General features: G+C 49.4%; 21 protein-coding genes and 1 pseudogene. 8 read left to right on the forward strand and 14 right to left on the reverse strand.

Features of this window, described 5'->3' with window-relative positions; all coding sequences use genetic code 11:
- Window positions 1-30: 30 nt before the first annotated feature.
- The 3 genes from MH144_RS27205 to MH144_RS27215 form a co-directional block, all read right to left on the reverse strand.
- Entirely contained in the window at window positions 31-1,704 is a 1,674-nt protein-coding gene (locus MH144_RS27205) for an NAD(P)H-hydrate dehydratase (protein ID WP_239305379.1), read from the reverse strand.
- A gap of 80 nt (window positions 1,705-1,784) precedes the next feature.
- Entirely contained in the window at window positions 1,785-2,417 is a 633-nt protein-coding gene (locus tag MH144_RS27210) for an NAD(P)-dependent oxidoreductase (RefSeq protein WP_095361535.1), read from the reverse strand.
- A gap of 250 nt (window positions 2,418-2,667) precedes the next feature.
- Window positions 2,668-3,093 (reverse strand): GNAT family N-acetyltransferase, encoded by a 426-nt coding sequence (locus MH144_RS27215; RefSeq protein ID WP_239305380.1) that lies wholly within the window; start codon window positions 3,091-3,093, stop codon window positions 2,668-2,670.
- A gap of 111 nt (window positions 3,094-3,204) precedes the next feature.
- Here MH144_RS27215 and MH144_RS27220 point away from each other — a divergent pair, with 111 nt between their 5' ends.
- Window positions 3,205-4,092: a hypothetical protein gene (locus MH144_RS27220; RefSeq protein ID WP_239305381.1), complete on the forward strand. Its 888-nt coding sequence runs from the start codon at window positions 3,205-3,207 to the stop codon at window positions 4,090-4,092.
- Window positions 4,093-4,267: 175 nt separating this feature from the next.
- On the opposite strand, the gene MH144_RS30895 is transcribed toward MH144_RS27220, so the two are convergent.
- Window positions 4,268-7,024 carry an S-layer homology domain-containing protein gene (locus tag MH144_RS30895; protein WP_275440325.1) on the reverse strand — a complete coding sequence of 919 codons (2,757 nt, stop codon included), beginning with the start codon at window positions 7,022-7,024 and terminating at the stop codon, window positions 4,268-4,270.
- Window positions 7,025-7,338: 314 nt separating this feature from the next.
- On the opposite strand from MH144_RS30895, the gene MH144_RS27235 reads away from it, so the two are divergent.
- Together MH144_RS27235 and MH144_RS27240 are read left to right on the forward strand one after the other, a co-directional pair.
- Complete coding sequence (locus MH144_RS27235; protein ID WP_239305382.1) at window positions 7,339-9,648, forward strand: helix-turn-helix domain-containing protein; 2,310 nt, start codon at window positions 7,339-7,341, stop codon at window positions 9,646-9,648.
- Window positions 9,649-9,815: 167 nt separating this feature from the next.
- Window positions 9,816-11,354 (forward strand): extracellular solute-binding protein, encoded by a 1,539-nt coding sequence (locus MH144_RS27240; protein WP_239305383.1) that lies wholly within the window; start codon window positions 9,816-9,818, stop codon window positions 11,352-11,354.
- A 136-nt stretch (window positions 11,355-11,490) separates the two neighbouring features.
- On the opposite strand, the gene MH144_RS27245 is transcribed toward MH144_RS27240, so the two are convergent.
- The 6 genes from MH144_RS27245 to MH144_RS27270 all read right to left on the reverse strand — a co-directional run bounded on the left by MH144_RS27245 (window position 11,491) and on the right by MH144_RS27270 (window position 18,565).
- On the reverse strand, window positions 11,491-11,730 hold the full coding sequence (locus MH144_RS27245) for a YezD family protein (protein WP_095291770.1): 240 nt from the start codon (window positions 11,728-11,730) through the stop codon (window positions 11,491-11,493).
- A 221-nt stretch (window positions 11,731-11,951) separates the two neighbouring features.
- On the reverse strand, window positions 11,952-12,827 hold the full coding sequence (gene cysW, locus MH144_RS27250; protein ID WP_239305384.1) for a sulfate ABC transporter permease subunit CysW: 876 nt from the start codon (window positions 12,825-12,827) through the stop codon (window positions 11,952-11,954).
- Window positions 12,828-12,866: 39 nt separating this feature from the next.
- Complete coding sequence (gene cysT, locus MH144_RS27255) at window positions 12,867-13,703, reverse strand: sulfate ABC transporter permease subunit CysT (RefSeq protein ID WP_127539183.1); 837 nt, start codon at window positions 13,701-13,703, stop codon at window positions 12,867-12,869.
- Window positions 13,704-13,782: 79 nt separating this feature from the next.
- Window positions 13,783-14,862, reverse strand: coding sequence for a sulfate ABC transporter substrate-binding protein (locus tag MH144_RS27260; RefSeq protein ID WP_239305385.1), 1,080 nt, complete (start codon window positions 14,860-14,862; stop codon window positions 13,783-13,785).
- A gap of 477 nt (window positions 14,863-15,339) precedes the next feature.
- The gene (locus MH144_RS27265; protein WP_239305399.1) at window positions 15,340-17,148 is read right to left on the reverse strand and encodes a rhamnogalacturonan lyase; all 1,809 of its coding nucleotides are present in this window, start codon (window positions 17,146-17,148) and stop codon (window positions 15,340-15,342) included.
- Window positions 17,149-17,476: 328 nt separating this feature from the next.
- Complete coding sequence (locus MH144_RS27270; RefSeq protein ID WP_481857398.1) at window positions 17,477-18,565, reverse strand: lactonase family protein; 1,089 nt, start codon at window positions 18,563-18,565, stop codon at window positions 17,477-17,479.
- 182 nt (window positions 18,566-18,747) lie between these two features.
- On the opposite strand from MH144_RS27270, the gene MH144_RS27275 reads away from it, so the two are divergent.
- Together MH144_RS27275 and MH144_RS27280 are read left to right on the forward strand one after the other, a co-directional pair.
- On the forward strand, window positions 18,748-19,650 hold the full coding sequence (locus tag MH144_RS27275) for an AraC family transcriptional regulator (protein ID WP_239305386.1): 903 nt from the start codon (window positions 18,748-18,750) through the stop codon (window positions 19,648-19,650).
- Window positions 19,651-19,789: 139 nt separating this feature from the next.
- Window positions 19,790-20,473, forward strand: coding sequence for an S-layer homology domain-containing protein (locus tag MH144_RS27280; protein WP_239305387.1), 684 nt, complete (start codon window positions 19,790-19,792; stop codon window positions 20,471-20,473).
- Window positions 20,474-20,595: 122 nt separating this feature from the next.
- Here the strand turns inward: MH144_RS27280 and MH144_RS27285 are convergent, their stop codons facing one another.
- Together MH144_RS27285 and MH144_RS27290 are read right to left on the reverse strand one after the other, a co-directional pair.
- The gene (locus MH144_RS27285; protein ID WP_239305388.1) at window positions 20,596-21,222 is read right to left on the reverse strand and encodes a nitroreductase family protein; all 627 of its coding nucleotides are present in this window, start codon (window positions 21,220-21,222) and stop codon (window positions 20,596-20,598) included.
- A gap of 212 nt (window positions 21,223-21,434) precedes the next feature.
- On the reverse strand, window positions 21,435-21,893 hold the full coding sequence (locus MH144_RS27290) for an Rrf2 family transcriptional regulator (RefSeq protein ID WP_239305389.1): 459 nt from the start codon (window positions 21,891-21,893) through the stop codon (window positions 21,435-21,437).
- A 418-nt stretch (window positions 21,894-22,311) separates the two neighbouring features.
- Between MH144_RS27290 and MH144_RS27295 the strand changes: the two genes are divergently transcribed.
- Both MH144_RS27295 and MH144_RS27300 read left to right on the forward strand, forming a co-directional pair.
- The gene (locus MH144_RS27295) at window positions 22,312-23,037 is read left to right on the forward strand and encodes an MBL fold metallo-hydrolase (protein ID WP_239305390.1); all 726 of its coding nucleotides are present in this window, start codon (window positions 22,312-22,314) and stop codon (window positions 23,035-23,037) included.
- Window positions 23,034-23,606 (forward strand): TetR/AcrR family transcriptional regulator, encoded by a 573-nt coding sequence (locus MH144_RS27300; protein ID WP_239305391.1) that lies wholly within the window; start codon window positions 23,034-23,036, stop codon window positions 23,604-23,606. The genes MH144_RS27295 and MH144_RS27300 overlap by 4 nt, the downstream gene beginning before the upstream one ends.
- A gap of 78 nt (window positions 23,607-23,684) precedes the next feature.
- Here the strand turns inward: MH144_RS27300 and MH144_RS27305 are convergent, their stop codons facing one another.
- Window positions 23,685-24,818 carry a hypothetical protein gene (locus MH144_RS27305; RefSeq protein ID WP_239305392.1) on the reverse strand — a complete coding sequence of 378 codons (1,134 nt, stop codon included), beginning with the start codon at window positions 24,816-24,818 and terminating at the stop codon, window positions 23,685-23,687.
- Between the two features lie 301 nt (window positions 24,819-25,119).
- On the opposite strand from MH144_RS27305, the gene MH144_RS27310 reads away from it, so the two are divergent.
- Complete coding sequence (locus MH144_RS27310) at window positions 25,120-25,605, forward strand: CcdC family protein (protein ID WP_239305393.1); 486 nt, start codon at window positions 25,120-25,122, stop codon at window positions 25,603-25,605.
- A gap of 116 nt (window positions 25,606-25,721) precedes the next feature.
- On the opposite strand, the pseudogene MH144_RS27315 reads toward MH144_RS27310, so the two are convergent.
- Window positions 25,722-26,055 (reverse strand): annotated as a pseudogene (locus MH144_RS27315) (NADP-dependent oxidoreductase); the annotation flags it as partial.

A 26,055-nucleotide genomic window follows, 5' to 3' on the forward strand; every position in this document is an offset into this window, starting at 1 on the left:
CCGTTCGATAAGACTCGCTGAACTAGCACGTCACAGAGCATCAATGATGTCTCCTGCCAGCAGAGACGCCGGGTTGCCGCGCCGCAGCACAGCCTGCTCGGCGGCTTGGCCGTGCAGGTACACACCAAAAGCGGCTGCCTGCTCCGCGCTGAGTCCTTGAGCGAGCAGACCGGTGATGATGCCGGTCAATACGTCCCCGGCGCCGCCCGTTGCCATGCCGGCGTGCCCGGTGGTGTTGATGTACGCCTCGCCGGAAGGCGTTGCGATGACCGTTCGTGCTCCTTTGAGCACCAGGGTCACGCCCTGCTCGCGGGCGTACCGTGCAGCGTGTCCGATCCGGTCACGCTGCACTTCGGGGGTCGGCATGCCAAGCAGGCGGCCCATCTCTCCGGGGTGCGGCGTCAGAACGGTCGCCGCACTTCGCCGGCCCCAGTCGCGAGGCCCGGATGGGCCCGCGTCTGCAAGCATGTTGAGGGCGTCCGCGTCGATGACGAGCGGGCGATCCGTCTGTTGCCACAGGCGGCGCAGCCAGCCGGTGTCGCCCTCGAAGCGGCCGAGGCCCGGCCCGGTTGCAATCACGTCGCGGCTCTCCGCAAGACGAAGCACAGCTTCGGCGGAAGCCGCGTTCCACTCGCCGCTGTCGCCATCTGCGGCGGCTGCGAGCATCAGCTCAGGTACACTGCCGATGACATGCGGCAGCAGTGCCGCGGGCAGCGCCCATGTGGCGAGTCCGCAGCCAGCGCGCAGCGCAGCCTTGGCCGAGAGCAGACCTGCGCCGCTCATCGGCAGACTGCCTGCGGCCAGCAGTACGTGGCCGTAGGTACCCTTGTGCCCGTCAGGTGCCCGCAGACGATCCGTGTCCACGTTCAGGGCACCGCGCATCACTTCCTCCGTCAACAGACGAACGGTAGGACCGTGCTCTGGCGCAAGCCTTGCCGGAATGCCGATAGCGCGCACCACGATACGCCCCGCGGCCGTCGCGCCCGGATACTGGACAAGCCCGCGCTTCAGCAGCGCAAGGCATACAGTCACCCGTGCTTGAATGCAGGGCTCGTATACCTCTCCGGTGTCGGCATTCAGCCCGCTTGGCACATCGGCGGAGACGACCGGCTTACCGCTGTCGTTCGCCGCCTCAATCAGCGCCGCGTAAGCTCCCCGCGGTGCCCCCTGCGAGCCGGTGCCCAGCAGTGCATCCACGATGCCTGTGCACCGGCTGAAGTCCACGGCTTCACGGCCGTGGACAAGGGCAGGGATGCCGAGCTGCCCAGCGGCATCCCTCTGCACTGCGGCTTCGCCCCGCAGTGATTCGGGCGCATCGGCGTAGATCAAGGTCACGCCGAGCCCTGCCTCAAGCAGATGGCGGGCCGCAACCAGCCCGTCCCCGCCATTATTGCCCTTGCCGATCAGCATGTAACAGTGCTGATCAGCGGGGTGCGCCATCACCAGCGCCGGATCGGCGATGATGTCGCCCCCGGAACCTTGGCGATCACCGGGCCCGGTGTGTGCCCGCTGTGCCTCTCCCTGCTCCCGGCGCCTTTTGTGTTCAACCACCTTACCGCCCGCAGACTCTTCCCGGCATAAGGCGATAACTTCCTCCGCTATGGCTCGGCCCGCGTTCTCCATCAGACTCGCAGCAGGAATGCCGAGCTTGTGGATGGTGTGCTCATCTACAGCCCGCATCTGCTCAGCGGTGACGATAAACAAGGTACATCCCTCCCCGGTGAGTAATTTCTCATTCTGCGTTTGGCAACATTCGATTCAACTAGCTCCCGGCAAACTCTCCCTTAATAAGCTACCGTAAAACGGGAACCAATAAACTGCGGATCATCAAGCTCATCCACCAATGCCGCAGCAAAATCACCAACCGAGATCGTGCTCTCTCCCAGATCATCCGTCACCAAACGATTCATCCCGATCCTGAAATGGCCTGTCCGCGGCCCGGATGTAATTGTTGCTGCCGGGCTCATATACGTCCAGTGGATATCCGATTCCTCGATTAAGCCATAAGCATCCACATGTGCCTTCGCCAGGGTTCTAACTTCCTCCGGAAATCCAGGTGTATCCATCAGCATCTCACCGGAATCGGTCAGCAAGCTTCCAGCTCCGCCAACAACAACCAGACGGCTGGCTTTGCCACGGCGCACACCCTCAATCAGTGAACGTGTAACTTCCAGCAGCTCCTCTTCTTCTCCGAATTTCGGACCATAGGCACTAACGACAGCTTCCTGGCCTGCTGTAAAATCGGCTACCTGATCCGGGTTCAGCAAATCTCCCTTTTCCACACGCAGACGTTCATGAACCATTTCCACTTTGGACGGATCACGCACAATCGCAGTCACTTCATGACCACGGTCCATCAGCTCCCACAGTATCGTCTTTCCAATCGTTCCGGTCGCTCCAAAAATCGCAACTTTCATATTCAATCCCTCTTTTCAATAGATATCATCTCGTCAACATACCGTTATATTGTAATACTTAATCCTATTGTTATATACCTTAAACGGCTCACGCCATCTTAAACCGTATGTAGCCACTTGTAAACCAATGTTAATAAACCGACAAGAATTCACACTTCCAATAAACTGCGCTGCACCTATCTTCTGCATCCACTGCATTTTTTACACAGCAAAAAAGCCGCTATGGCGGCTTCAAAACCAGGATGTTTACTTATTTAAGTCCATCCTCTCCCTGCCTCCACCACATGCCTTCCGATTTCGGGCTTGTATAGGTGAAACCAAATTGGGAGTACAGGCGATCTGCAGGTACATCCGCAAGAAGACTCACCAAGCCTCGAGCAGGCACATGTTCACGCAAGTATTTCATGATCTCGCTCATAATCAACTTGCCATATCCCCTGCCTTGAACATCCGGGTGAACCGCAATATCCACCACCTGAAAGAAACAGCCGCCATCTCCAATAACCCTGCCCATGCCTACGAGTGCATCTTCATTGCGTAAACATACGGCAAAAAGACTGTTCGGCAGTCCAATCTCTGCTCCCTCCTTGCTCATCACACTGAGACCCGCAATTTGTCGCAAAGCAAGATACTCTACTGCTGTGGGTGGATTATGTTCTATGCTCATCTGGTCCATGAATTGTGCCCCTTTCTGCTTGAATTCATCTACTTCCTGTGTAATAGTGAGAGAAAGCTTACGTGAAGCGTGTTTCAAGATACGTCAAGTTTGTGCAAAGGAGGAAAACGTGTGTTTCAACCTTGGATTGAAGAGCTAATATCGCGCCCCGGCGCGGAAGCTATGCTGCTTGGAATCCTTGCTTTGCTTCTGGGGATATACATATGGTCCGCCACTGAAGTTCGCCGCAGCCACGAAAGGCGAATGCGAAGGATACGAGATACATTATACATAAGCACAACCCTCTTGGGAAAACTCACCATCCTGGAACATAAAAAGTATTCATTCTCAGAAAATGAACAACAGGATCTGTTCATGGCCATGCTGGCCTGCAAATCAGCATCTGGCCTCTCCTCTACGTTACAGGATCAGATCCGCGACTGCATCAAGGAGCATGATCCTGCCAGACTCGCGCTGATGCACAGAGCATTGGAACGAGAGTTCACAGTCTTATCGGACGAACTCGGCCAAGATTCCCGAACAGATCATTGGGGCCAAGCTATCTGGACGATCTTTCGGCCTCTAGCCGAACCAGCTACACTGGCAGCTACCCTGTTTCTGGTTGTTGATCTTGTGTTCCGTCAGCGACTGTTGGACGTTTCCGTAGATTCATGGGAGAGTGCCCTCCCGTGGTTGCGTGCAGTTTCCTTGATGATTACCATCATATATGGTTATCTGCTCTGGACCAGCCTACGCCGCGATACATCAGGTACAGTAACCAAAATACTCTCCTTGTTGATTGCGCTATGCTCACTGCTCCATCTGATTGGGCTTGTTGCTGCTCCTTATGCCCTGGGATTACAACTGATCTTATTCGCTTCAGGTTTCGGGTTTACTACAACCCGCTCACGGAGTGATCGCCCATATGTAGGTCATACCGAGCTGGAGCCAACGAATGATTCCCCTACTGAAATCGAAGTGAATGCAGCACGTAAAGCTAGTGCTTATACTGGCGAATAGTCAGGTTCATCCCCTTTTTTCTACTTATAATCCATGATAATCACAACCACTGGGTAAGCGGGAGCTCTCACGACTGAATCCTGTGTGTTGCTCCGTATGCAAAAAGGACTGAACTACAACGTAGTTCAGTCCTTTTCCATGATAAGAAAATAATGCTTCATTAAAATGAGTTAGCTTATTTGGCTACAACATGTGCAATGATTCGATCCTTTTCGTAAGTAACCTCAACGTCATAACCATCCGCAGTGACTTGATCGAATTCACCTTTAATTGCGTCAGCCGTGATCAAAGTAATATCTTTGGAACCTTCAATCTTATAGTTGGACAAGTCCAAATTGAGGTTTCCTCCATCCAGATACAGCTTTTTGCCAACATTGACTTGAGTGTTATCGCCATCCATAACCAATTCCAACGTTCCACTGTCCATGGTAAAGTTTCTATTTAATTTTAATGCTCCATCCGCACGAACGATGACTTTTCCATTCTCCACATACAGATCACCGAGACCAAAAGCAGATGCAGATTCAGCCACCAGCGTTCCCGCCTGCAGCAGCGTTCCACCTGAGTAACTGTTGTTGCCTGTCATGGTAAGTGTACCTGTTCCCTTTTTCGTCAGCATTCCACTGCCGGAAATATCGTTTCTCCACCAATCTTCTGCATTGAAACGCCCTTTGGAAGCATCCATATCCACGGTTACATTGTTCATGAATGCACCGAAGCCATCCGCTGCCGTCACCAAGTCCAATCTGCCCCAACCGTTTGATTCGTCCAGTACCGGATAACCGGAGTCAATGGATGTGGTATACAACACTTCTCTACGCTGCTCATCGGTCAAATAAGGCTGACGTGTCTTCAACAGCGCCTCTGCTCCCTGCGGCACTTCAGGAGCCAAACCTTTGATTCCTGTTTGTGGCAGACCATATGTGAGTTTTTCTCTGTAGAAGGCTTTATTGGCGTCATGATCTTCCCATTTCTTTTCATCATAAGCACTTTTGAATGTGTAGTCCTCTGTTACGGTATGTGCATAATCATATAAACTCATATTTTCTTTCTGTGCTGCTGCTCCAAATACCTCTCCTGCATTATCATACGCCTTCTCCATCAATTCCTGGTTCTCTTCCTTATTAAAAGCATATGCAGTCATGGCTGTAGCTTGTATTCTTGCACCTATGACATCAAGCGGCGAGTGCATCCCGGTCACAATGCGATTTTCACCCATTTGAGCAGCTCTTGTTAAAAATTCAGAGAATCGTTCTGGAGTAGCATAGGCAAAAGGAAGAACAGACAGATACGAAGCACTGGTATGACCACTCGGGAATGCTCCGTCCTTACCTCGTCCATCCTCAGCTATTCTTCGTACATAGCTTAATGCAGGAATGATTTCCACGTTACTTTCGTATTGTTGGAAGTGCTTTTCCCCCGTTGTTTTTGTCCCGCCTGAAGCCAAAGGCTCTTCGGTCACTTCAGCTTTACCTAAGGTTTCCCACACAGCTAAACCATTCTCATCGACAACCTCTTTCACTTCTCCCTCTGAATTCATTCGCCATGGTCTTGGGGAAGAGTAGAAGTATTTCGAAGGGTTGGAGGATGAAGGAATTTTGAATCGAACCAGATCTACCAGAGCTACCATGTCCGCAAGCTCCGTCTTAGCCCAATCACTTCCTATTCCCTGGCTTTGGTCTTCCGCTGTTTCTTCTGTCAAGACAACATCCATGTCGGTGATATCTCTTTCGACGCTTGTCGTTGGCTTAACGATGTCTACATATGTGTTAGCCAGTGGCCCAAAAGCTTCCATCATACTGTAGATCTTATCTCTTTGGTCATCATAATACGCGGCCAAAGCCTCTTCATCGGTACGATTTTGCGTTACATCTTCTACATATTTGATATTAGCAACCCAAGTCGCTTGATTTCGGATTTCTTCGTTCGCGAATGTTTTCTGGTCTTCGACCGCTGTTTTTTGATCATTTTTAAAGCCATCATAATAGGGGGTCGGTCCATCTCCATACTTTGCAACCTCTCCCTTTACTCCCGGTTTCGTGGCTGCTGTACCATCTCTCCAATCGGATTGGTTCATCGACCAGACTTGTTCGAAACCGTCCAAAATATCAATAAATGGATTCGTTGCCGCGATATTTTTCAACGTGCCGTCGTCCGCATTGCCTCCATGTTCGACCGCAGACAGACGCGCTTCTTCGGCAGGGGCTTCGACATTAAGCACATTAGCCGTGCCTTTTGGCTTGGATGGTTTCGCATCTGTGTTGGAGTCTATTTCCAAGGCATTAAAAAGCGCACTTACAGCTTCTGCACGAGTGATGGATTGAAGTGGTTTGAAGCTTCCATCTGAATATCCGGATATAATTTTTGCTGCTGCAGTTCCACCTACAGCTCCTTTGCTCCAATCCGCAATGGACGAAGCATCGCTAAATGCATTCGCAGCTCCCTCATTCAGATCCAAATTCAGAATGCCAGCGATGATTTTTGCTGCTTCCTGACGTGTGATCGGATTTTGAGGCTTCATCGTTTGATCCGTATAACCGTCCATATATCCAGCTGCATTCGCTGTAGAAACGGTCTGGTAATACCATGCATCCTCAGAAACATCGCTAAAGTTAATTGCAGCTTGTCCTGCATATCCAAAAGCACCATTCACCAGATTCATAAATTCTGCTCTAGTAATCTCGTTGTTTGGTTTGAATGAACGATCCAGATAGCCTCGAATCAGTCCTTCATCACCCCATGCTTGAATGTTCGCTTCCGCCCAGTGTCCCTTAATATCAGAGAACTGAATCTTCTGATCGGCTGCAAAACTCCGATCTGCAAACGTTGGGCTTACCATAGACAACATTAGAAGTAATGCCAGTGATTTTTTAAGTGGTTTTCTCATGGCCTGCAAATACACGCTCCCATAATCGTAATTTTTCGACTTCATCAGCGAATGTGTAGGATGTTCTCCATTCATTCCGTGTCTGATCTGGGGTTAACTTTAGCACTCGGGGGAGCCTGGCATCTATAGAACAAATTCCGTTTTATATCAAATTCGTACGTTTTGGCACGTGTCTTCTCCAAAAAAAAGATTGAATAATAGAAACGTCATCTAGAGTGTAGTTGTTTGTAAATTTAGATTAACGGAAAGTAAATTATTCTGGGGGTGTTTGTTAAATTTCGATCAACATGATTTCTAGTCCCGGGGCTATTATATAATGATGAAGTTGTCTAGAAACCAGTTATGAAGGAGGAAAACGAATGCGCAAGCTCTTCCAGTCTGTGAGATCCAGGATGGTTTTTTCCTATCTTGCTGTCGTCCTTGTCATTGCGCTTCTTTTCGGCTCTATCTTATATCTCTTCTTCTCCCATCAATACAGCAAAGAGATTCGGATCAACAAACAATTGCTGCTGCAAAGTACCGTTAACTATATCGAGACCTCCGTTATCGAAAAGGTGAATCAGGTCTATCTTTCTCTTGCCTTGGGCAGTCCCGTCAGCATTCAGCTCGATAGCCTGCAAGGAAACCACAGCAAAATTTTGGACATCGAGCAGCAGCTCAAAAGTCAGGTACAAAACTATTCCGACCTGATTCAGGCCATTCATGTGTACGATACAGAGAATCATTTCATGATCTCTTCTGTACATGGACTGCAGCTCTATGAGGACAATCCTTCAAGTGTGAATACTGCATTGGAGTGGATTGAAGCGATGAAAAAGAGTGATAAAAGCTCCTTATGGATGCAGACTCGCTTGGTTCCCGAGGACGCTTATATCGAATTACCCGAACAGAGCAGCACGATTCCTTTAATCTCCTATGTTCACAGTTACCCATTTCAGTCCTCTGGACAAGACAGTAAGGTCATGGTTGCCATTGATATCAAAGAATCGACGATCAGTCAGATGATTCGAAATATGACCCCTGCCGACTATGAAAATACATATATCGTGGATCCACATGGAATCGTCATTTCTGCCGCTGATAAAACGATGTTAGGCAGCTCCACGAACGAGGATCTGCTTCAGTCGTTGCTATCCAGTCCTTCCTCCGATGAGAGCTTCACGCAAATATTTAATCATGATTCTTATGTTGTTTCGCAGGATCAATTTAAAGAAAACGGATGGAGGATTTACACAACCACCCCGAATAAAAGCTTCTATTATAAGCTGGATAGCTTAAAGGAGGTCTCTGCTCTTCTGGGTTTGCTCGCTGTAGCGGTTGGTGTGGCTATGTCGTTAGTCTTCACTGTAGTCAATTACAGTCCTCTTAAACGGATTCTGAATAATATCAAGGGGAGGATGGATAGCCCCAGCAGCCTGAAGCAGAATGAATATCGATTCATCGATTCAGCTATCAGCAGTCTTTCCATTAAAGTCGATAGTCTGGAAGAAACGTTGCAGGCCAATCACAAAATGATTAGGCACAGTATCATGCTGAATATGTTAAATAACCGATTTACACCTGAGGAACTTACAGAACAATTGCAATCTGTTCGGGTGTCGATGGCCTATTCCCGCTATCGCTGTATCGTCATTGACCCCGTTAGCGAGAAGTGGAAGGAATTGCAGCCACGACCGTTGCAGCATACGTTGTACACGATGATTCAGCAGCTGGAGACAACAGAAATGGCTGAAACCAAGCTGCTTGCGGAGGAATTGCAGGATCACAAAATAGCAGTAATCCTCTGTACGAACCAACTCGAAGAATCTCTCTCGGATCACATTGTAAACTTTATTCATTCCGAGGCGAGAAACAGGTTCGGTCTGGATTTTGCCTTGTCGTTAGGCGGCTGGGTAGAGCATTTCACGGAGATTCACACAAGCTATCATGAGGCGAAAGCCTTGATCCAATACAGCTATTTCTTTCCGGCTCTGTCTGCCATTCAAGACCTTGCTCTTCTGCAAAGGGAAACCAGCAGTTTGGAGATTCCGGACGCGTACCTCGTAAACTTTGAGAAGAAGTTGCAATCCCGTGATATGGACGGTACGGCACAGGCCATTCAGGATGTGGTATCAACCATCAAGGAAGGCCTGTATTCAGCCGAATACAGCCGCATTATTTTATTAAAAATGGTTTCCATATACGCTGACTGCATCAGTCAAGTGCGTTGGCAGCCCGCCGAGACGAGCTCGATGAATTTGTATAAGCAATATTCCTCGTTCTACAATATCAACCGGTATTCGGAATGGATGACTCATCTGGTAACCGAATTTATCACACATATGGATAAACGAAGCGAGGTCAGGAGCCCGGATACCATTTTGGCTGTCAAAGCTTACGTTCGCGAGCATATTTCGGGCGATCTCACGCTGGATCATGTCGCGGAACAAGTGTTTATCAGCCCCAAGTATCTTAGTAAGATTTTCAAGGAAGAAACCGGTATCGCCTATTCAGAATATGTCACGAATCAAAGAATGGAACGCGCACGCGAACTCATTGCACAACAGGAATTTACTATTGAGCAGGTTGCGACCACAGTCGGATACCGTACCTCTGCTTACTTTATTAAGAAGTTCAAGGAAATTCACGGCTGTACTCCGAAAAACTTCATGCGCAGTCTGATGAACTGATTGGCCGATAGGTCATCCCTAACCTTGGACATTGACCAGATATTAAATCATGAGAAGGAGCTGCTATGAACCTCAACCTTTCAAGAGCTCTGTGTCTATCAATAACAACCGTTATCCTTATCGTATGCATGAGCGGCTGTACCGTATTAGGGGGACAAGGCACTCAATTGAAGCAGCAGAATCCTGCTGAAGAACCTAAGAAGGATACAGAGCCGCCATATACGATTTCCTGGACAATGCATCAGAATACCCCTGTTCCCGAGGATGCCGAAATGATTACCTATATTGAGGATCTTTTTGATGTGAATCTGGAGGTATGGAACCTGGAGAACAAGCGCTATGAGGACCTGCTGGACTTGAAGCTTGCTCAAGGGAACATACCGGATCTTCTTCGGATCAGGCAGCCACATGATCTGCTTAAATATCAGATGCAGGGGGTCTTAGCAGAAATTCCCGAGGACGTACTAGAAGAACATGCGCCTAATATTGTAAAGCGAATCCGTGATTATGATTCACGTTACTTGGAGTACGGAAAAATAAACGGCGCCTTATATGGAATTCCGGTCATCAATCAGACTAACATCTACCGGACCCCTGTCGTATATCGGGAGGACTGGCTGGAGAAACTTGGTCTCGATATTCCGCGGACATTAGATGAGTTTGAGACGGTTATGTATGCATTCGCCAAAGGTGACCCTGACGGAAATGGGAAACAGGATACATACGGGTTATCCAAAGAGGGCTTGAATGTCGTATTTGGTGCTTTTGGGCAGTCCGTTTTTACCGAGCAGCTGTATTTTAACCAAAAAAATAACCGACTCGTGATCGGCGCTTTGGAACCTGAGATGAAGAAAGCCTTGGCTTATCTGCAGAAGTGGTATCAGGATGGGATTATCGATCCTGAATTCATAACTGGAGAAAATAAAGGTGGCTATAAGCATTTGTCCCATGCATTTATTAATAGCAGAATTGGAATGACTTCGATGGGCAATTATTATCATTGGACTCAAGACGGAGATTATAGCATTCTGAATGAAAAGGACGAGGAAATTCCCGTAGACGCCATGTTTAATGTCCATGAACTCCTACTGAAGAACGCAACCGCAGGCGTTGAATTCGGCCCTCCTGTTACAGGGCCTGATGGACTTAGTGGCTCCAAAGGCTACAATCTGCTGATGAGTTTCATTACAATCGGGGCCGATGCAGTCAACGAGCCTGGCAAACTGGAGAAAATCCTCGAAATCCTCGATTATGTCAGTGCAAACTCTGATCCCGCAGAGCAGATCAAAATGGAATATGGCCTTCCAGGCAAACACTGGGAGTGGAGCGCTTCATCTGAGGGGGAGTTCCACATGCTGCCCCCATATAACCGTATGGAGAATTACACCAATATGATCGGTTCCAGCATTGGTATGACTGTTCCCGGTGCATCCTCTGGCAAACGGGAGCAGTGGGCTGCATCTGAGGGATTGACGGAGAACGGTATTTATAATCATCTGGAGGTGGCAACCCCTGCCCTGATTCAATATTCCTCTGAGTTGATCCATATGAGGGACAGAGCATACATCTCCATCATCACCGGCGATCAGCCTGTTGAAAGTTTCGATACCTTCGTGGAGGAATTTATGGAAGCAGGCGGGCAGCAGGTGCTGACTGAAGCTAATGAATGGTATAACGGGCAAATGGAGACAAGTTCGACGGAATAGTTTGGCCGCAATAGCATTAAAAGCATGAATTACCCATGAGTTTCCGAAAGAGTATGTGTACTTTGGAAAACTTATGGGTAACTCACACTAAGCCAATCTATGGTTTCAATCTGTGCTTCTTATGTCGCCTTAGTCTCTACCCCTTCGCACTTGCATTCGATCCGCGCAATGAGCGTGGGGAGCTGCTTCGTGCAGTGCTGCCGGATTTGGAGGTGCTGCCTGAGGGCGTGTTCTCAAATCGTTTGCGTTCAGTCCGCTCCATCTGCACAATCTGGCCTTCATGTACAACGATGTGAAGCGAGCCAAACTCCATGTCATTCAGCTGTCCGGCAATTCGATCCATCCATACCTCATCCACTTTTAACGGCTTAGCCATAGAGCCGCCTCCTCTTCCCGGGCTGCTGCCCGCTATATTATTGACGCATGATCATCCATCCGACTTATAAATCATTCTTATCCAACCTATATACTTGGTTTATACATTAGCAGGGCTTCCAGTAGCTGTCAATCTGTATTTTCAATAAACATAATCGAAATATAATGAACTCGTGAATTCTCCCGAATAGTCTGGAACGGGGCCGGAATTCGGACCCTCAATTACTTCTCTGAAACCGTTCTGTGTCCCAGCCAGCTCTTGAGAAGCAGCGTTGCCAGAGCCAGGATCAGTAATAAGGAAGCGACAGCGAACGATGCCGAGAACTGATATTCGTTGTACAAAATCTCGACATGCAGCGGCAGTGTATTCGTCTCTCCGCGAATATGTCCCGACACCACGGATACAGCACCAAACTCACCCATCGCGCGGGCATTACACAGAATGATGCCATACAGCAGCCCCCACTTAATGTTGGGCAGCGTGACATTCCAGAAGATTCGCCATCCGGAAGCGCCAAGCGTAACTGCCGCCTCTTCTTCCCGCGTGCCCTGATCCTCCATTAACGGAATGAGCTCTCGCGCCACAAAAGGAAAGGTAATAAACAACGTTGCGATTACGATACCAGGCAAGGCAAATATAATTTTGATATCATGCTCTGCCAGCCACGGACCAAGCCAGCCATTGGAGCCGAATACCAGTACAAAGATCAGCCCTCCCACAACCGGTGAGATGGAGAAGGGTAGATCAATTAACGTGATCATAACTCCCTTTCCCTTGAACTGAAACTTGGTTATGACCCAGGCAGCAGCTACACCGAATATCGTATTCAGCGGTACGGTAATCGCCGCAACGAGCAGTGTCAACTTCAGGGCAGACATGGCATCCGGTTCGGTAAGAGCTGCAATATAGACGCCCCACCCCTGCTTCAGTGCTTCCATCATCACAATGATTAGTGGCAAAATGAGCAGCCAAAGCAGTACCAGACTTGCCAGTCCAATCAACAGCCATTTGACCCATGGAGCTTCTGTTGTAGCACGGTTTGACCCCGGACCGGTTCGCATAGGGGGAGCAGGCATTACTGGAACGGAACCCGCCATAATATGTACCTCCTTTTGGTTTAGGTTGGCTTATTACGCCTAAGCCCGGCCAGCCTTTCTGCTCCAGCGCTGAAGGGAGTTAATCACCAGCAGCAGGACAAAAGAAACCAGCAGCAGCAGCAAGGCTACAGCCGTAGCTCCTGCGTAATCGAACTGCTCCAGCTTCGCCATGATCAGCAGAGGTGCAATCTCCGTTTTCATCGGCATATTGCCCGAGATAAATACGACTGATCCATATTCCCCAATGCCTCTGGCAAAAGCAAGCGCAAATCCAGTCAGCAGCGGCGGGATCAGATCTGGAAGCAATATCGTCCGAAAAATGCGCCATCTTCCTGCTCCCAGCGTCGCAGCAGCTTCTTCCACTTCGGCCTCCAGCTCTTCCAAAACCGGCTGTACCGTACGTACAACAAATGGAATGCCGATAAACATCAGCGCCAGGGTGATACCTGCCTGCGAATACGCCAGCTTGATACCCAGAGGCTCCACCAGCTGACCTATCCACCCATTTCCGGCATACAGGGCCGTTAGGGCAACACCCGCCACTGCAGTAGGCAGGGCAAATGGCAGGTCAATGACCGCATCAAACAGGCGCTTGCCTGGAAACTCGTACCGGACCAATACCCAAGCCAGGAGCAGCCCAAGAACCAGATTAATCAAGGCAGCAACCCCTGCAGTCAGAAAGCTGACCTTGAAAGAAGCAAGTACCCGTGGGTTACTTGCCGTTTCAATCAGCGTGGACCAGGTCAGGCCCGTGGAGTTAAAGATCAACGCTGCCAGTGGAATAAGCACAACCAGGCTCAGGTAGAATACACTGTACCCCATTGTCAATCCGAAGCCCGGCAGTGTACGTCTCCGGGCCACCATCACCTTGCTCATGGACGTTCATCCTCTCTGCCTTCAGCCGGTAGGGCTGGTTGGCCGCTTACATGGTCGTGAGCTCTATTTATATTCAACATTAACTGCCTGGAACGTAGATCTGGTCAAAGATCCCACCGTCATTGAAATGTTTGGCCTGTGTATCCCGCCAAGTGCCAAATACATCATTTAGCGTAAACAGCTCAACATCCGGGAACTGGTCTTTGAATTTCTCCTTCACACTATCCAGCGTCGGGCGATAGTAATTCTCTGCAGCAATGGTCTGCCCCTCTTCGCTGTATAGATATTTCAGATAAGCGTCTGCCACCTCGCGGCTGCCTTTTTTGTCCGCATTTTTATCCACGATCGCTACAGGTGGTTCAGCCAAGATACTAACGGAAGGAACAACGATATCGAATTTGTCCGGACCCAGCTCTTTTACCGATAAGAACGCTTCGTTCTCCCAAGCCAGCAGCACATCACCGATACCACGTTCAACAAATGTTGTCGTAGAGCCACGAGCCCCGGAATCAAGGACAGGCGCATGCTTGAAGAGTTCACCAACGAATTCCTTCGCCTTCTCCTCATCATTGTTGTTTTTCTTCAGCGCATATCCCCATGCCGCCAGGTAGTTCCATCTTGCTCCACCGGACGTTTTCGGATTTGGAGTGATTACCTGGGTATCCCCTTTGATCAGATCATCCCAGTCCTTGATGCCTTTCGGATTGCCTTTGCGTACCAAAAATACAATGGTTGAGGTATACGGGGAGCTGTTATGCTCGTATTTATCCTGCCAGCCCGCATTAATCAGCCCTTTATCCTCGATTGCATCGATATCATATCCCAATGCCAGTGTAACGATATCTGCGTCCAAGCCATCAATCACGGAACGACTCTGTTTACCGGAACCGCCGTGTGACTGCTTAACCGTCACTTCCTGACCTTTTTCTTTTAGCCAATACGCCGCAAATGCCTTGTTATATTGCTCATACAATTCACGCGTCGGATCATAGGATACATTCAGCAGCTCGATGGCTTTAGCAGCTTCCTTGCCGCTATCCTGCTCTCCCGATGTTCCTGCCGCACTGGAGCCGCTGCTCTCCGCTCCGCATGCCGCCAGCACCCCTGTTAATACCAATGCCAGACCAACCAGAATACCCTTATGAATTCTCTTTTTCATAAACAAAACTCCCCCCAGAATGGTTCTGCAATGACTACCTCAGGCAGGCTGAACAGCATGGAACGCACCGAAAAAAGAACAAAAGACGGAGGAACCACCCGCACACTTCTCCCTCACAAAGTCATGCCGACCCAAGGCCGTGTATGCTTCATCCAGAAATGATGTGCTGCGGTGTTCCTCCGTCTATACGGTTAGAACGTTATTCTGTTCAATTTACTCTTCTCTGACTGTAATGACTGCTTCCGCAATAGTTAAAGCAATCATTTTTATTATTCCTACCTGTTTAGTAAGTTATATGCATATCATAAGGGCAGCCCTCTGGCCTGTCAAACGTTTTTTTCCGATTTCTCCGGGATTTCAATCCGATTGACATTGAATAAAAAATGGACAACAGGATGATCCTGTTGTCCTCTGATCGGGTAGAATAACGGATTAACAATGCATCTAGCTCTGGTTGCCGCAGCTCATGCTTATCTCTTATTTCCCGGCATAATGAATATTGGGTACCGGCGGCGTGCTCATGCCTTCACCCAAATAAAAACCAGTGTGGGGTGGTTGATTATAGGCAACATTTTGCCATGCGATACCAAGACGATACACCGGATCATGCATCAGGGTATATATCCGCTTGTCCGTGACCGCAGTTGTGGTGTAGATCCGCAGCGCAGAGCTATCGCTTGTCCGCCATACCACCTCTTCCCTCCAGTCTCCGAACAGGTCAGCCTGCAGATTCGGCGTAGATTTCGTTCCATTATTAGAGGAAACACCTGAAGCTGTCAGCAAATTAACCGTTTTGCTGTTGGCATAATCCCACTTATCGATCCGGTTGCTGTCCAGCAGCTCCCGCAGCAGATCTCCATCCCACCAGATGCCAAAATTCGTGGATGAAGGCAAGGTTGTTCCAATTTTCTGTCCTTTGGCTGTATACAAACCACCGTCCGCCCAAACTTCCGCCCCCTTATATCTCGGGTCGATATCCGCTGCCATGCCGCGTCCGATATCTTTTGTTGTAGGTATTCCCCAGATCAGCTGCCCTGTACGTGCATCACGGAATTCAACTCCCGCATTGGACGGGGTCTCATGAACCTGGAATACCTCCAGCCCGGCACGGTCGGGGTCCAGATCACTTAGATGCATGGCGTCGCCATGATGAAGCCCTGTCGTGTACAACCCTTTTCCGTTATCATCCACTGCCATGGCACCGTAGATAATCTCATCCTTGCCGTCTCCATCCACGTCCGCTACGCTCAGATTATGATTCCCCTGCCCGGCATACCCTGAGTTGCCGGAAGTATTCGAATCGAATGTCCACTGCTTCGTCAGCTGCCCATTCCTCCAGTTGTAGGCTACGAGCACAGTACGTGTGTAGTATCCACGTGCCATGACTAGACTTGGACGTTCTCCATCCAAATAGGCAATCGCTGCGAGGAAACGATCAACCCGGTTGCCATAATTATCTCCCCAATCGGATACGTTGCCACGTGCGGGTTCATAGTTCACTGTGGACAGGGCTTTGCCAGTCTGCCCGTTGAAGATCGTCAGGAATTCCGGCCCAGATAAAACATATCCGCTGGAATTACGGTAATCCTTGCTGGCATCGCCAATGACTGTACCGGTGCCATCCTTGCTGCCATCAGCCGTTTTCATCGCAACCTCGGCCTTGCCGTCGCCATCCAGGTCATACACCATGAACTGCGTATAATGAGCACCTGCGCGGATATTTTTGCCGAGACTAATCCGCCATAAACGTGTCCCGTTCAATTTATAGGCATCGATAAATACTTCACCGGTATACCCGCTCTGAGAGTTATCCTTGGAGTTGGAAGGGTCCCACTTCACGATGAGTTCATACTCCCCGTCGCCGTCCAGATCGCCTGCACTGGCATCATTGGCGCTATACGTGTAAGCCACCCCATCCGGTGTTGTCCCGCCCGCCGGTATGCTGAGGGGCACAGACAGGTAGTTGTTTCCCCATACACTCACTGCTGCCGAAGCCGCCTGCTCGGTTCCGCCCACTACGGCCCGAACCGTATATTTGGAATTGCTTGTCCCGCTTGCATCCTGAAGGTTCGTGCTATTGGTTATGGGGGATGCGTTCACTTTGGTTCCGTCCCGATATACATTGAACGAAACATTGGATCCTTCCGTGCCCAAAAGTCGCCAGCTGACAAATACACCCGTACCTGTCTTTACCGCAACCACCCCGCGGTCCAGGAACTCCATCTGACGCGTGCCCGCCGCCTCGATTAACGGTGTGTTCCCAAGTCCAAGCGCAGTCGTCAGCATGGCTGAACTTAACAGGGCTATTCCGGCAATCCGCAGGGTCTTTCTCCAAGACAATCGATTCAACATAGAATAATAGCCTCCCCAAATGTAATTGGTAAGCCCGTTGTCCTATTAGCGTCATTTTTATGTAAGCGCTTTAATAACTTCATTCTAAATTAAACATTTAATTCCATCTATAGGTCTAAATTAGTAATTTCGTCATATAAGCTATAGTTTCGGTAGGATGTTGTTTTGGATTCAGAAAAACGTCAAGGCCATGCAGGGTTATGATCCATGCATGGCCTTGACGTTGATTATCTTCTTGTCCACTTACTCTCCATACTGCAGCTTATATCACAGGCGTAATGCATACCGGACGGGACACTTCGAGCTTGAATCCATTGTGCGTCAGACGGCCATCTTCCCCATCCATTTGAAATGCAACAATATTGTTGCTATCCTGATTGGCCACGAGCAGAATGCCGCCTGGCAGCAAATTGAAGTTACGAGGAGTCTGACCGATGGTCGACGTCCATTCCACAGCTTCCAATTTTCCGGATTCCTGATCAATATGATACAGCACGATGCTGTCATCACCGCGGTTGGAAGCATACAGGAAACGCCCACATGGGGATACACGAATATCTGCCGCTGTTCCTTCTCCCGAATGCCCTTCAGGCAGTGTGGAGATATGCTGCAGCGTATTGAACTCACCTCTCCGTTCATCATACATGAATGCGGTAACCGTGTTGTTCAACTCATTAATGACATATGCCCACTTTCCGCTCGGATGGAAAACCAAATGTCTTGGACCTGAACCAGGAGGCTGATTCGTTTCGCGGTGTGTTACCAGTCTTCCTTCTTCCATACGGTAAACAATAATCTGGTCGAGCCCAAGATCACATACAACCGCATACTGTCCGGACGGGTCCGGCTGTATGGAATGGGCATGAGGCCCTTCCTGACGATCATCGTTCTTCCCTCTACCGGTATGTTCAACCAGTGCACTCATCTCTTCAAGCGTACCTTGGTCCCCTACCGGGAATACATTCACACTGCCGCTGCTGTAATTCGAAGCCAGAACCCATTTGCCATCATTCGTGACCGACACATAGCAAGGAGAAGCCCCTTTGGTCAGTTTTCGATCCATCAGATGCAGTTCACTCGTTGCCTCATCCCGGCGATATACCAGTAACTCTCCTTCATCGGTTTCACTCGCAACGTACAGACAGTTAGCCTCTGGACATAACGCAAGATAAGATGGGTTGTCCACACCCTCCGTGTGACTGACGATTCTCATCTCACCTGTATCTGCATCCAGTGCGCACAGCACAATGCCTGGTTGATCCGCTGACGCATAAGTTCCTGTATAGAAAAATGTTTCATTCGTTGCTGCTCGTTCCATATCTCTCATCTCTCCTTCTCTTTTCCATTCCATGTCTATCTTGCTTCATGAGTCGGTACAATGCTCTGGATGGATAGTCCACTATGATGTACTTACCCAATTCACCGGCTTCTGCTTCATCGGAACAGACGCAACGTTCTGAAGATCATGATATTTTTGTGAACGCTTGCATATCCAACATTGACTCCCCCATTGTCCCTCACCATAATACAAATATGAGACCTTACAACCGTACAACCACACTGCGCAAATCTGCTGGATTCCCTATGCAAAAACTCGTTGTATTGCCTGATCCACTGCTTGAAGAAGCAGCACAATACCCCGTTACTTCAGGGCTGTATGTTACCGATATCGGATATTTCCATGAAGCGGAGCATCATTACCGGGATCGGCCACAAGGATGTGACTCCCATATTCTCATGTATTGCGTGCAAGGAACAGGATGGTATGAATTAGATGGCAGCAAACCCCAAGTTGTACATGCAGGCGACATGGTCCTATTGCCTGCACATATGGCCCATGTTTACGGGGCTAATACGGCTGAACCCTGGAGCATCTACTGGATTCATCTGCGTGGTGAACATGCTTCTACCTATATTGAACTGCTCCTGGCCAATAAAATCTCTACCATCGCCCCTTCCAAAGCCCCCAAATGGCTGGAACTGTTCCATGAATGTTATGATGCACTGGAAACTGGATACACCCTGCAATCCATGATATACGCTTCTCAGATTATGAGCTATATGCTTGGCATGCTGACCTATGGTCAGGGAACAGGTGTCAGCATGATCAGCAGCAAACGGGCGGCAGAACAGTCTGTCCAGTATATGCTGGAACACCTGGAGCGCGGATTGACTTTGAAGGAGCTCGCCGCACAGGCCCAATTATCTGCGCCCCATTACTCACAATTGTTCAAGCAGGCAACCGGACATTCACCCATAGATTATTTCCTGCGACTCAAAATCCAGCATTCCTGCCGTTATCTTGATTTCACGGACTGGACCGTAAAACAGATCAGCTCAGAGCTCGGGTTCAAGGACCCTTATTATTTCTCACGACTATTCAGCAAAATGATGGGTCGTTCACCCACGAAGTATCGCAACAAATCCAAAGGTTAGTTGTGCTTCCCTTGTTATTTGAAACAAATTGAATGATTTGTTGGAAAATTTCAGCAACCTTTTCTAGACAAGGGTCGTCTATAGGGGCAAATAGCTTTTATACAAAGGGAACCCCCTAGAAAAGTGAGGCGATTTCAACATGAAAAAAAATATACTAGCCACTTTAACTGCCGGAGCTCTGCTCACACTCTCCCTGAGTGCTGGCCCGATTAACGCTGCTCAAGCCAATTTTACTGACCTTCAAGGTATTGCAGGGGCTGACAAAATCGAATCCCTGCATCAGGATGGATTAATCAGGGGAGTGAGCGACAGCTTGTTCAAGCCGGAACAGCAATTAAATACTGCACAAGGCGTACAGCTTATTACAGATGGTCTTGATCTGAACCTGGATGCGATTCGTTTTGTCAAACAGCCGCTCCCGAGTGACACTTTCAGCAACGTCAAGGATGGCGTATGGTACAGTGATGCCTTCGTTCGTGCCCAGTATAATGGAATTGAGATGCCCAAAGACATCGATCCCGCTAAAGAAATGACACGCGAACAATTCACTCTGTTCCTGATGAAGGGGATCGAAGCCAAAGGCGGGCTGCCGATGATTAACATCAAACCGGTAGAAATTACGGATGAACAGGAGCTTACTCCGGAGTATCAGGGTGCGGTTCAGCGCTCGCTGGTTCTTAAAATCAATGCGCTTGATGCGGGTGGCAACTTCAATCCGAAGGAAACCATCACTCGCGCAGAAGCGGCAGTTATGATGTACAATGCCATCGAATACATGGAAAGTTTCCATGCTCCGCAAATCCCGGAAACACCTGAGAAATAAGAAGTATAATTAAGAGACGGAAATGGAAGGATGGGTGGCTGCGCACCCATCCTTCCTGCCTCTCATGCCAAATAACCGCATGCTCCCTGAGGGGGCATGCGGCTATTTTTAATACGGATATCTTAGAATGAACCTCTAACTACGACATCAGACAATGGGAAACGACCTGCCGGACGCGCCGGTTGTGCCGCTTTACCCACAGTGATCAGCAATGTAGGAATGTAACGAGGAGGAATGTTGAATGTTTCAATCAGTTGCTGCGGGTTGTAACCACCCATTGGGCATGTATCATAGCCAAGGGAACGTGCAGCCAGCATAATGTTTTGCGAAGCAAAAGAAGCATTGCGGATCGCTTCGTCGCGAGCCGTTTGCTGACTTTGATAAGCACCGTTGATTTGACCAACCAACGCGTCGCGAATCTCAGGTTTCAAGTGACCTGCTTCAACAGCCTGATCATAGATCACGGCATTGCGATTAGCTTCAAGGTCTCCGAGTACGGCGATCGTAACGGAGCTGTCTGTGATTTGACTTTGACCATAAGCGATCGGCAGCAATTTAGCCTTGTCCGCTTCAGATTCAATCACAAGGAATTTCCAGTGCTGCAGGTTCCATGAAGAAGGAGCTTCGGAAGCGGCAGTCAGGATCGCAGTGAGATCCTCTTCTGGCATAGCAAAACCGGCTTCATATTTCTTAACTGCGTGACGTTCGTTAATCACGCGCAGTGTTTCATTGTTATCAATGCTGGACATTCATTCCACTCCCCAAAATTGTTTTTATTATTTCTTATCATTTCTGTTGTTTCACTTATGTTCGCAAGGCCATATCAAGTAATCTCTACGAGGTACCCACCTTCCGAAAATAACATCAGCGCAGACGATCGCACCCATCTGTGTTCACGTTATGCCCGGAATCTCCTGAAACATCCATGAATCTCATTTCACCGGGACAACGTCCATGCCAATTAACCGTTCGACGACAATTCACTCTTGGACGAAGAGCATGCTTCCCCATTTCCGATACGATGCTTCACATCCTCAATCGATATACTGTCAAAATAGGAGGTTAGCGCTTCCTCACCGCCATCGTAGATGCTCCCCATGACATCCTGCATATTAGAAGATACGATACAATTGGAGCCCGACTCTCCGGAACACCAATTGGGACCAAGTGAGCCGCCGGCAACCAGACGGTACAGTTCCCCAAGCTTGATCTCCTCACTCGGACGACTGAGCAGGTATCCGCCGTGAGCACCTTCCTTCGTGGTCAGATAACCATTCTTCCGCAGCACACTAAGAACCTTACGCACTCTAGCTGGATGCGTACCCACACTATGGGACAGGTCTTCACTGTTCGCCATGCACTCATCCTTCATGGACAGAAAGACCAGACAATGGACGGCAATGGTAAATTCACTGTTCATCACTTACTCCCTTCCCGGCAGCAATCACCGATGTGCTTCAACACAAGGTAAGTTCAACTGTTATTATAGGAATAACAGTTATGTTTGTCAACTTCTGTTCCCCGGTCAACCAAGCCCAGGATTCCCTGTTACAGCAGCATTTATGGCCCCAAAACAGAACAAGGTCATTTTACGAAGGCAACCGCGTTTCTATACAAAATGAACAAAAAAAGTGAGCCAATCGCATCGCGAATGGCTCCAAAAAGATAGACATATGAAAGGGCTTACGTCATCATTATAATCGGTAATCCTCATTTTGAAAACGCTTTTTTTGTAAAGAAAAGCTTTTCTTCGAATTTTTTTATTTTACAAGGCATCTTGCAAAAACTAATGACATTAGTTATATTACTAATACCATTAGTTTTAGGAGGTATCTTGAATGAGATTAACTCGTGAGCATGACGTTATTCAAATTTCCTTTCTCCCCCGTCTTTTCCCTGTAAACGTCTATCTTGTGGAAGAAGAAGATGGTGTTACCGTCATTGATGCGGGGATGCCATTTAGTCTAAAGGGGATTCTTGCTACCGCCGAGTCCCTCGGTAAACCGATCACCCGGATTATTCTAACCCATGCCCATGGTGACCATGTCGGTGCGCTGGATGGCCTCAAGGAGGCCGTTCCTTCAGCAGAGGTCTCTATCTCCAGCCGGGATGCCAAGCTGCTTGCCGGAGATACCGCTTTGCTTCCCGGAGAACCACAGACCCCGGTACGCGGCAGTGTGCCGAAAGGCATCCGCACCCGTCCGGACCGGCTGCTGGAAGACGGCGATCGCATTGGCTCCCTGATCGCCATTGCTTCTCCAGGCCATACGCCCGGGCATATGGCCTTCATGGATACGCGTAGCCGTGTTCTCATTGCCGGCGACGCGTATCAGCTGCATGGCGGCCTTGCCGTCTCCGGCCGCGTGCGCCCGCTCTTCCCGTTCCCCGCGCTGGCGACGTGGAACCGGGAACTGGCTCTGGCCAGCGCGAAGCACCTGGCCGAGCTGGAACCGTCCGTGCTGGCGGTAGGCCACGGACGGATGCTGCGCCAGCCAGCGGCCGCGATGCGCGCCGCAGCGGCTGACGCGGAGCAGCGGCTGCGCCCTGCCGGGGGGCACCTGTGAGCCCGCGGCAGGGGCTGGATCGCGGCACACTGCTAAGTGCCGCGGCCCAGCTTGCCGACAGCGACGGCTTCCAGGCGCTGACGCTGGCCGCACTGGCCCAGCGGCTGGACGTGCGCTCCCCGTCGCTGTACAACCACATCAGCGGTCTTCCCGGGCTTCGCCAGGAACTGGCGCTGATGTCTGTCCTGCAGCTCAGCCAGGCACTTGCCGCAGCTGCCGCTGAACGCACGGGCGACAAGGCCATTCAGGCCATCGCCGCAGCCTATATCGGCTTTGTCCGCCAGCATCCAGGGCTGTATGAAGCCTCGTTCCATGCTCCGGATATTCATGAACCGGAGCTTGCCGCAGCCAGCACAGCTACGCTGGACATTCTGCTGCAAGCATTGCAGCCCTACCCGCTCACCGAAGCCGAAGCGCTGCATGCGGTGCGCGGATTGCGGAGCCTGTGTCATGGCTTCGCATCCATTGAAGCCCAAGGCGGGTTTAACATGGATTTCGATTCCAATGAGAGCCTGCACCTGACCGTTCAGGCCTTCCTTAACGGGCTGAAGCATTTGCATCAGGACTGACCCAATAATAGAAAGGGATGCAGCACTACACTGCATCCCTCTCTAATTTCGACCGTTTCTCTCCGAACGTTTTTTTCTCTATGGCCACACATGCTCTTCGGCTTGAACTTCCTTCAGAATCCGTTTCATGACAGGCACGTACACCTTCCAGTAAAACATATCCGGTATTTCTTTTTGATTCGGTGTAAGCCACTCTCTGATGACATCCCATCCCTTGATCCTGCGCCAGAATGAGTAATGCTCCATCTCTCCGAATGAACCTGTCATATAATACGACTGATAATCTCCATCATTACGAAGAATGGCTGGAAAATCACCCGGAATACCGGCATTGACTAACTTCTGCCGTCCTTCATTGGTCAGACTTGTTTTATACCTTGCCAGTATTGAATCCGGCGAATCTGGCACGACAACATCGAACCAGCTGGTGTATTGGAACTCCTGCTCGATGCCGCTCCACTTTCTGCCTTTCTCCGTGAAGGACAGCTTGACCTCTGGTGTCTGGACATCCGTGCCGCCACGCAGCACGATGACCCGGCCATCTTCATGCACCAGGAGAATGCCCTTTCCGGAGTACGGCCAATCCTGCCCCGCAATACGCTCATAATCCATACGGACCTGTTCAGGCACTTGAACTCGGCTCTGCAGATTGGATATATATTTCCCCCGCCAGCCGCTGCTCTTCAGGCCAAAAATGGGATGAAGCTGCTCCCTGACGTTATCCGATGTCCACAAGGATTGTGTATTATACTCTGCAACGACTGTGACCCCTCTGCTGGCTGCTTCGCGGATTTTAAGGGTATCATAAACCGTTAACCCTGCGTCCCCTTCGCCTTTCTTCGTTTTGAGGCTAACAGCAGGTACGGCGTTTGTTTTCGATGAGGCCAGATAGATTAGATCGGTTTCAGTTACCTCGTCCGGAAGTTTTTTCGTTATTGAAGAAGTGTTCTCTAGGAGGTTAACCTCCTCCTCGTTTTTTTCATAAACGTATCGTTCTCCGGTCTTCTGTACAATCTTCTGTTGATTTAGCAGCCAAACCAGGCCCTTATAGCCCGGATAAGGTGCATTAGCATTTGTTTTGTCTATAATCATGATGTTCAGCAGCACCGGTGCTTGAGACTGCCACCAGATCCAGGGGACAACCAGACCGACCGATATCACTGTCAGACAAGCCAGCAACCATAAGGTTAGCGGCCTGTGGTTTCTTTTCATGCTGTGTCTTCCTCCCAGGGTGTCTTGCTTGCTCTCTCTGTGCATTTATATCGTGCTTGATTACCTGATTTGCCCTTGCTCGCATAAATGCACCTGCAATGGACAAAATAATACAAATTTTTAATACCAAACTGTGTTAATCTCGTTATAATGGATTCGGACAAACGTTGCACTAAGCATTCTATCGGCTTTCTTGGTTTGTGATATAATAGAAACTATATATAGAAACAATAAATTCTATGATTTGTTTGATGATCCGGATGTACGGAACATATATTATTCCAGAAAGAGGGATATTTTCGTGGCTCAAATCAGTCCGTCTTACCTTCAGATCGGTGCAACCCTGGGTATGCTTATCATGGCATTGCTTGCCATTTTCATTCGGTTGAAAGCCAGTCACAGGCCGGTAACCATACGCAAAATCCTGATTCCCCCGCTGGGCATGAGCACCGGATTTTTGATGTTTGTTGTACCACAGACGCATTTTCCTTTATGGTGGGCATTGATTGCATTTTTGGTTGGTTGGTTCATCTTCTCCTATCCTCTCATTCGCAGTACCCGGTTTGAAAAGGTTAACGAGGAGATATTCGCGACCCGTTCACGCAGCTTTGCTTTCATCCTGCTTGGTTTGCTGGCAGTACGTCTGATCCTGCATGAAGTCATTCAGCAGTACGTTACCATTCCGCAAACCGGCGGATTGTTCTTCCTTCTGGCCTTCGGCATGATTGTGCGCTGGCGGGTATATATGTACAAACACTACAAAGAAGTTGTCGCTGCCTCAGCTTGAGCCTAATAAGCGACAAAGTCAAATAAGACACGTTCTCGGCATGTAGGCATGCGGAACGTGTCTTTTTTGTTGTTTATCTGGCCTTGCTTCCATGGCATATAGGGTAATCCATCATCTTACTCGGGATCTGCAACTTTCACCAGCTGTTTACCCAGGTTATCTCCCGAGAAAAGTCCCATAAAGGCTTCCGGTGTCTGATCAAACCCCTCCACAATGTTCTCCTCATATTGAATGAGGCCTTCTCTCATCCATTTTGCCAACTTGGCGCGCCCTTCCTTGAAGGACTTGGCATAGTCCCCGAGTAGAAAACCTTTCATCAACGCGGTATTGGTCAAAAGCAATGTCTGTGGTCTCATGCCGATGTCCGGCTTCTCCGAATTGTAAGACGATATCTGCCCACACAGGGGAATACGTGCATTTCGATTGATATGTCTGAGTACGGCATCCGAG

It is taken from the genome of Paenibacillus sp. ACRRY, from assembly GCF_022346995.1.
GTDB lineage: Bacteria > Bacillota > Bacilli > Paenibacillales > Paenibacillaceae > Paenibacillus.

Excerpts from the sequence above, each read along its gene's own strand:
- MH144_RS27210 (WP_095361535.1), bottom strand. The coding sequence starts at position 2,417 with ATGAAAGTTGCGATTTTTGGAGCGACCGGAACGATTGGAAAGACGATA.
- MH144_RS27215 (WP_239305380.1), bottom strand. The coding sequence starts at position 3,093 with ATGGACCAGATGAGCATAGAACATAATCCACCCACAGCAGTAGAGTAT.
- MH144_RS30895 (WP_275440325.1), bottom strand. The coding sequence starts at position 7,024 with ATGAAGTCGAAAAATTACGATTATGGGAGCGTGTATTTGCAGGCCATG.
- MH144_RS27235 (WP_239305382.1), top strand. The coding sequence starts at position 7,339 with ATGCGCAAGCTCTTCCAGTCTGTGAGATCCAGGATGGTTTTTTCCTAT.
- MH144_RS27245 (WP_095291770.1), bottom strand. The coding sequence starts at position 11,730 with ATGGCTAAGCCGTTAAAAGTGGATGAGGTATGGATGGATCGAATTGCC.
- cysW (WP_239305384.1), bottom strand. The coding sequence starts at position 12,827 with ATGGCGGGTTCCGTTCCAGTAATGCCTGCTCCCCCTATGCGAACCGGT.
- cysT (WP_127539183.1), bottom strand. The coding sequence starts at position 13,703 with ATGAGCAAGGTGATGGTGGCCCGGAGACGTACACTGCCGGGCTTCGGA.
- MH144_RS27260 (WP_239305385.1), bottom strand. The coding sequence starts at position 14,862 with ATGAAAAAGAGAATTCATAAGGGTATTCTGGTTGGTCTGGCATTGGTA.
- MH144_RS27265 (WP_239305399.1), bottom strand. The coding sequence starts at position 17,148 with ATGCTGACGACTGCGCTTGGACTTGGGAACACACCGTTAATCGAGGCG.
- MH144_RS27270 (WP_481857398.1), bottom strand. The coding sequence starts at position 18,565 with ATGGAATGGAAAAGAGAAGGAGAGATGAGAGATATGGAACGAGCAGCA.
- MH144_RS27275 (WP_239305386.1), top strand. The coding sequence starts at position 18,748 with ATGAGACCTTACAACCGTACAACCACACTGCGCAAATCTGCTGGATTC.
- MH144_RS27280 (WP_239305387.1), top strand. The coding sequence starts at position 19,790 with ATGAAAAAAAATATACTAGCCACTTTAACTGCCGGAGCTCTGCTCACA.
- MH144_RS27285 (WP_239305388.1), bottom strand. The coding sequence starts at position 21,222 with ATGTCCAGCATTGATAACAATGAAACACTGCGCGTGATTAACGAACGT.
- MH144_RS27290 (WP_239305389.1), bottom strand. The coding sequence starts at position 21,893 with ATGAACAGTGAATTTACCATTGCCGTCCATTGTCTGGTCTTTCTGTCC.
- MH144_RS27295 (WP_239305390.1), top strand. The coding sequence starts at position 22,312 with ATGAGATTAACTCGTGAGCATGACGTTATTCAAATTTCCTTTCTCCCC.
- MH144_RS27305 (WP_239305392.1), bottom strand. The coding sequence starts at position 24,818 with ATGAAAAGAAACCACAGGCCGCTAACCTTATGGTTGCTGGCTTGTCTG.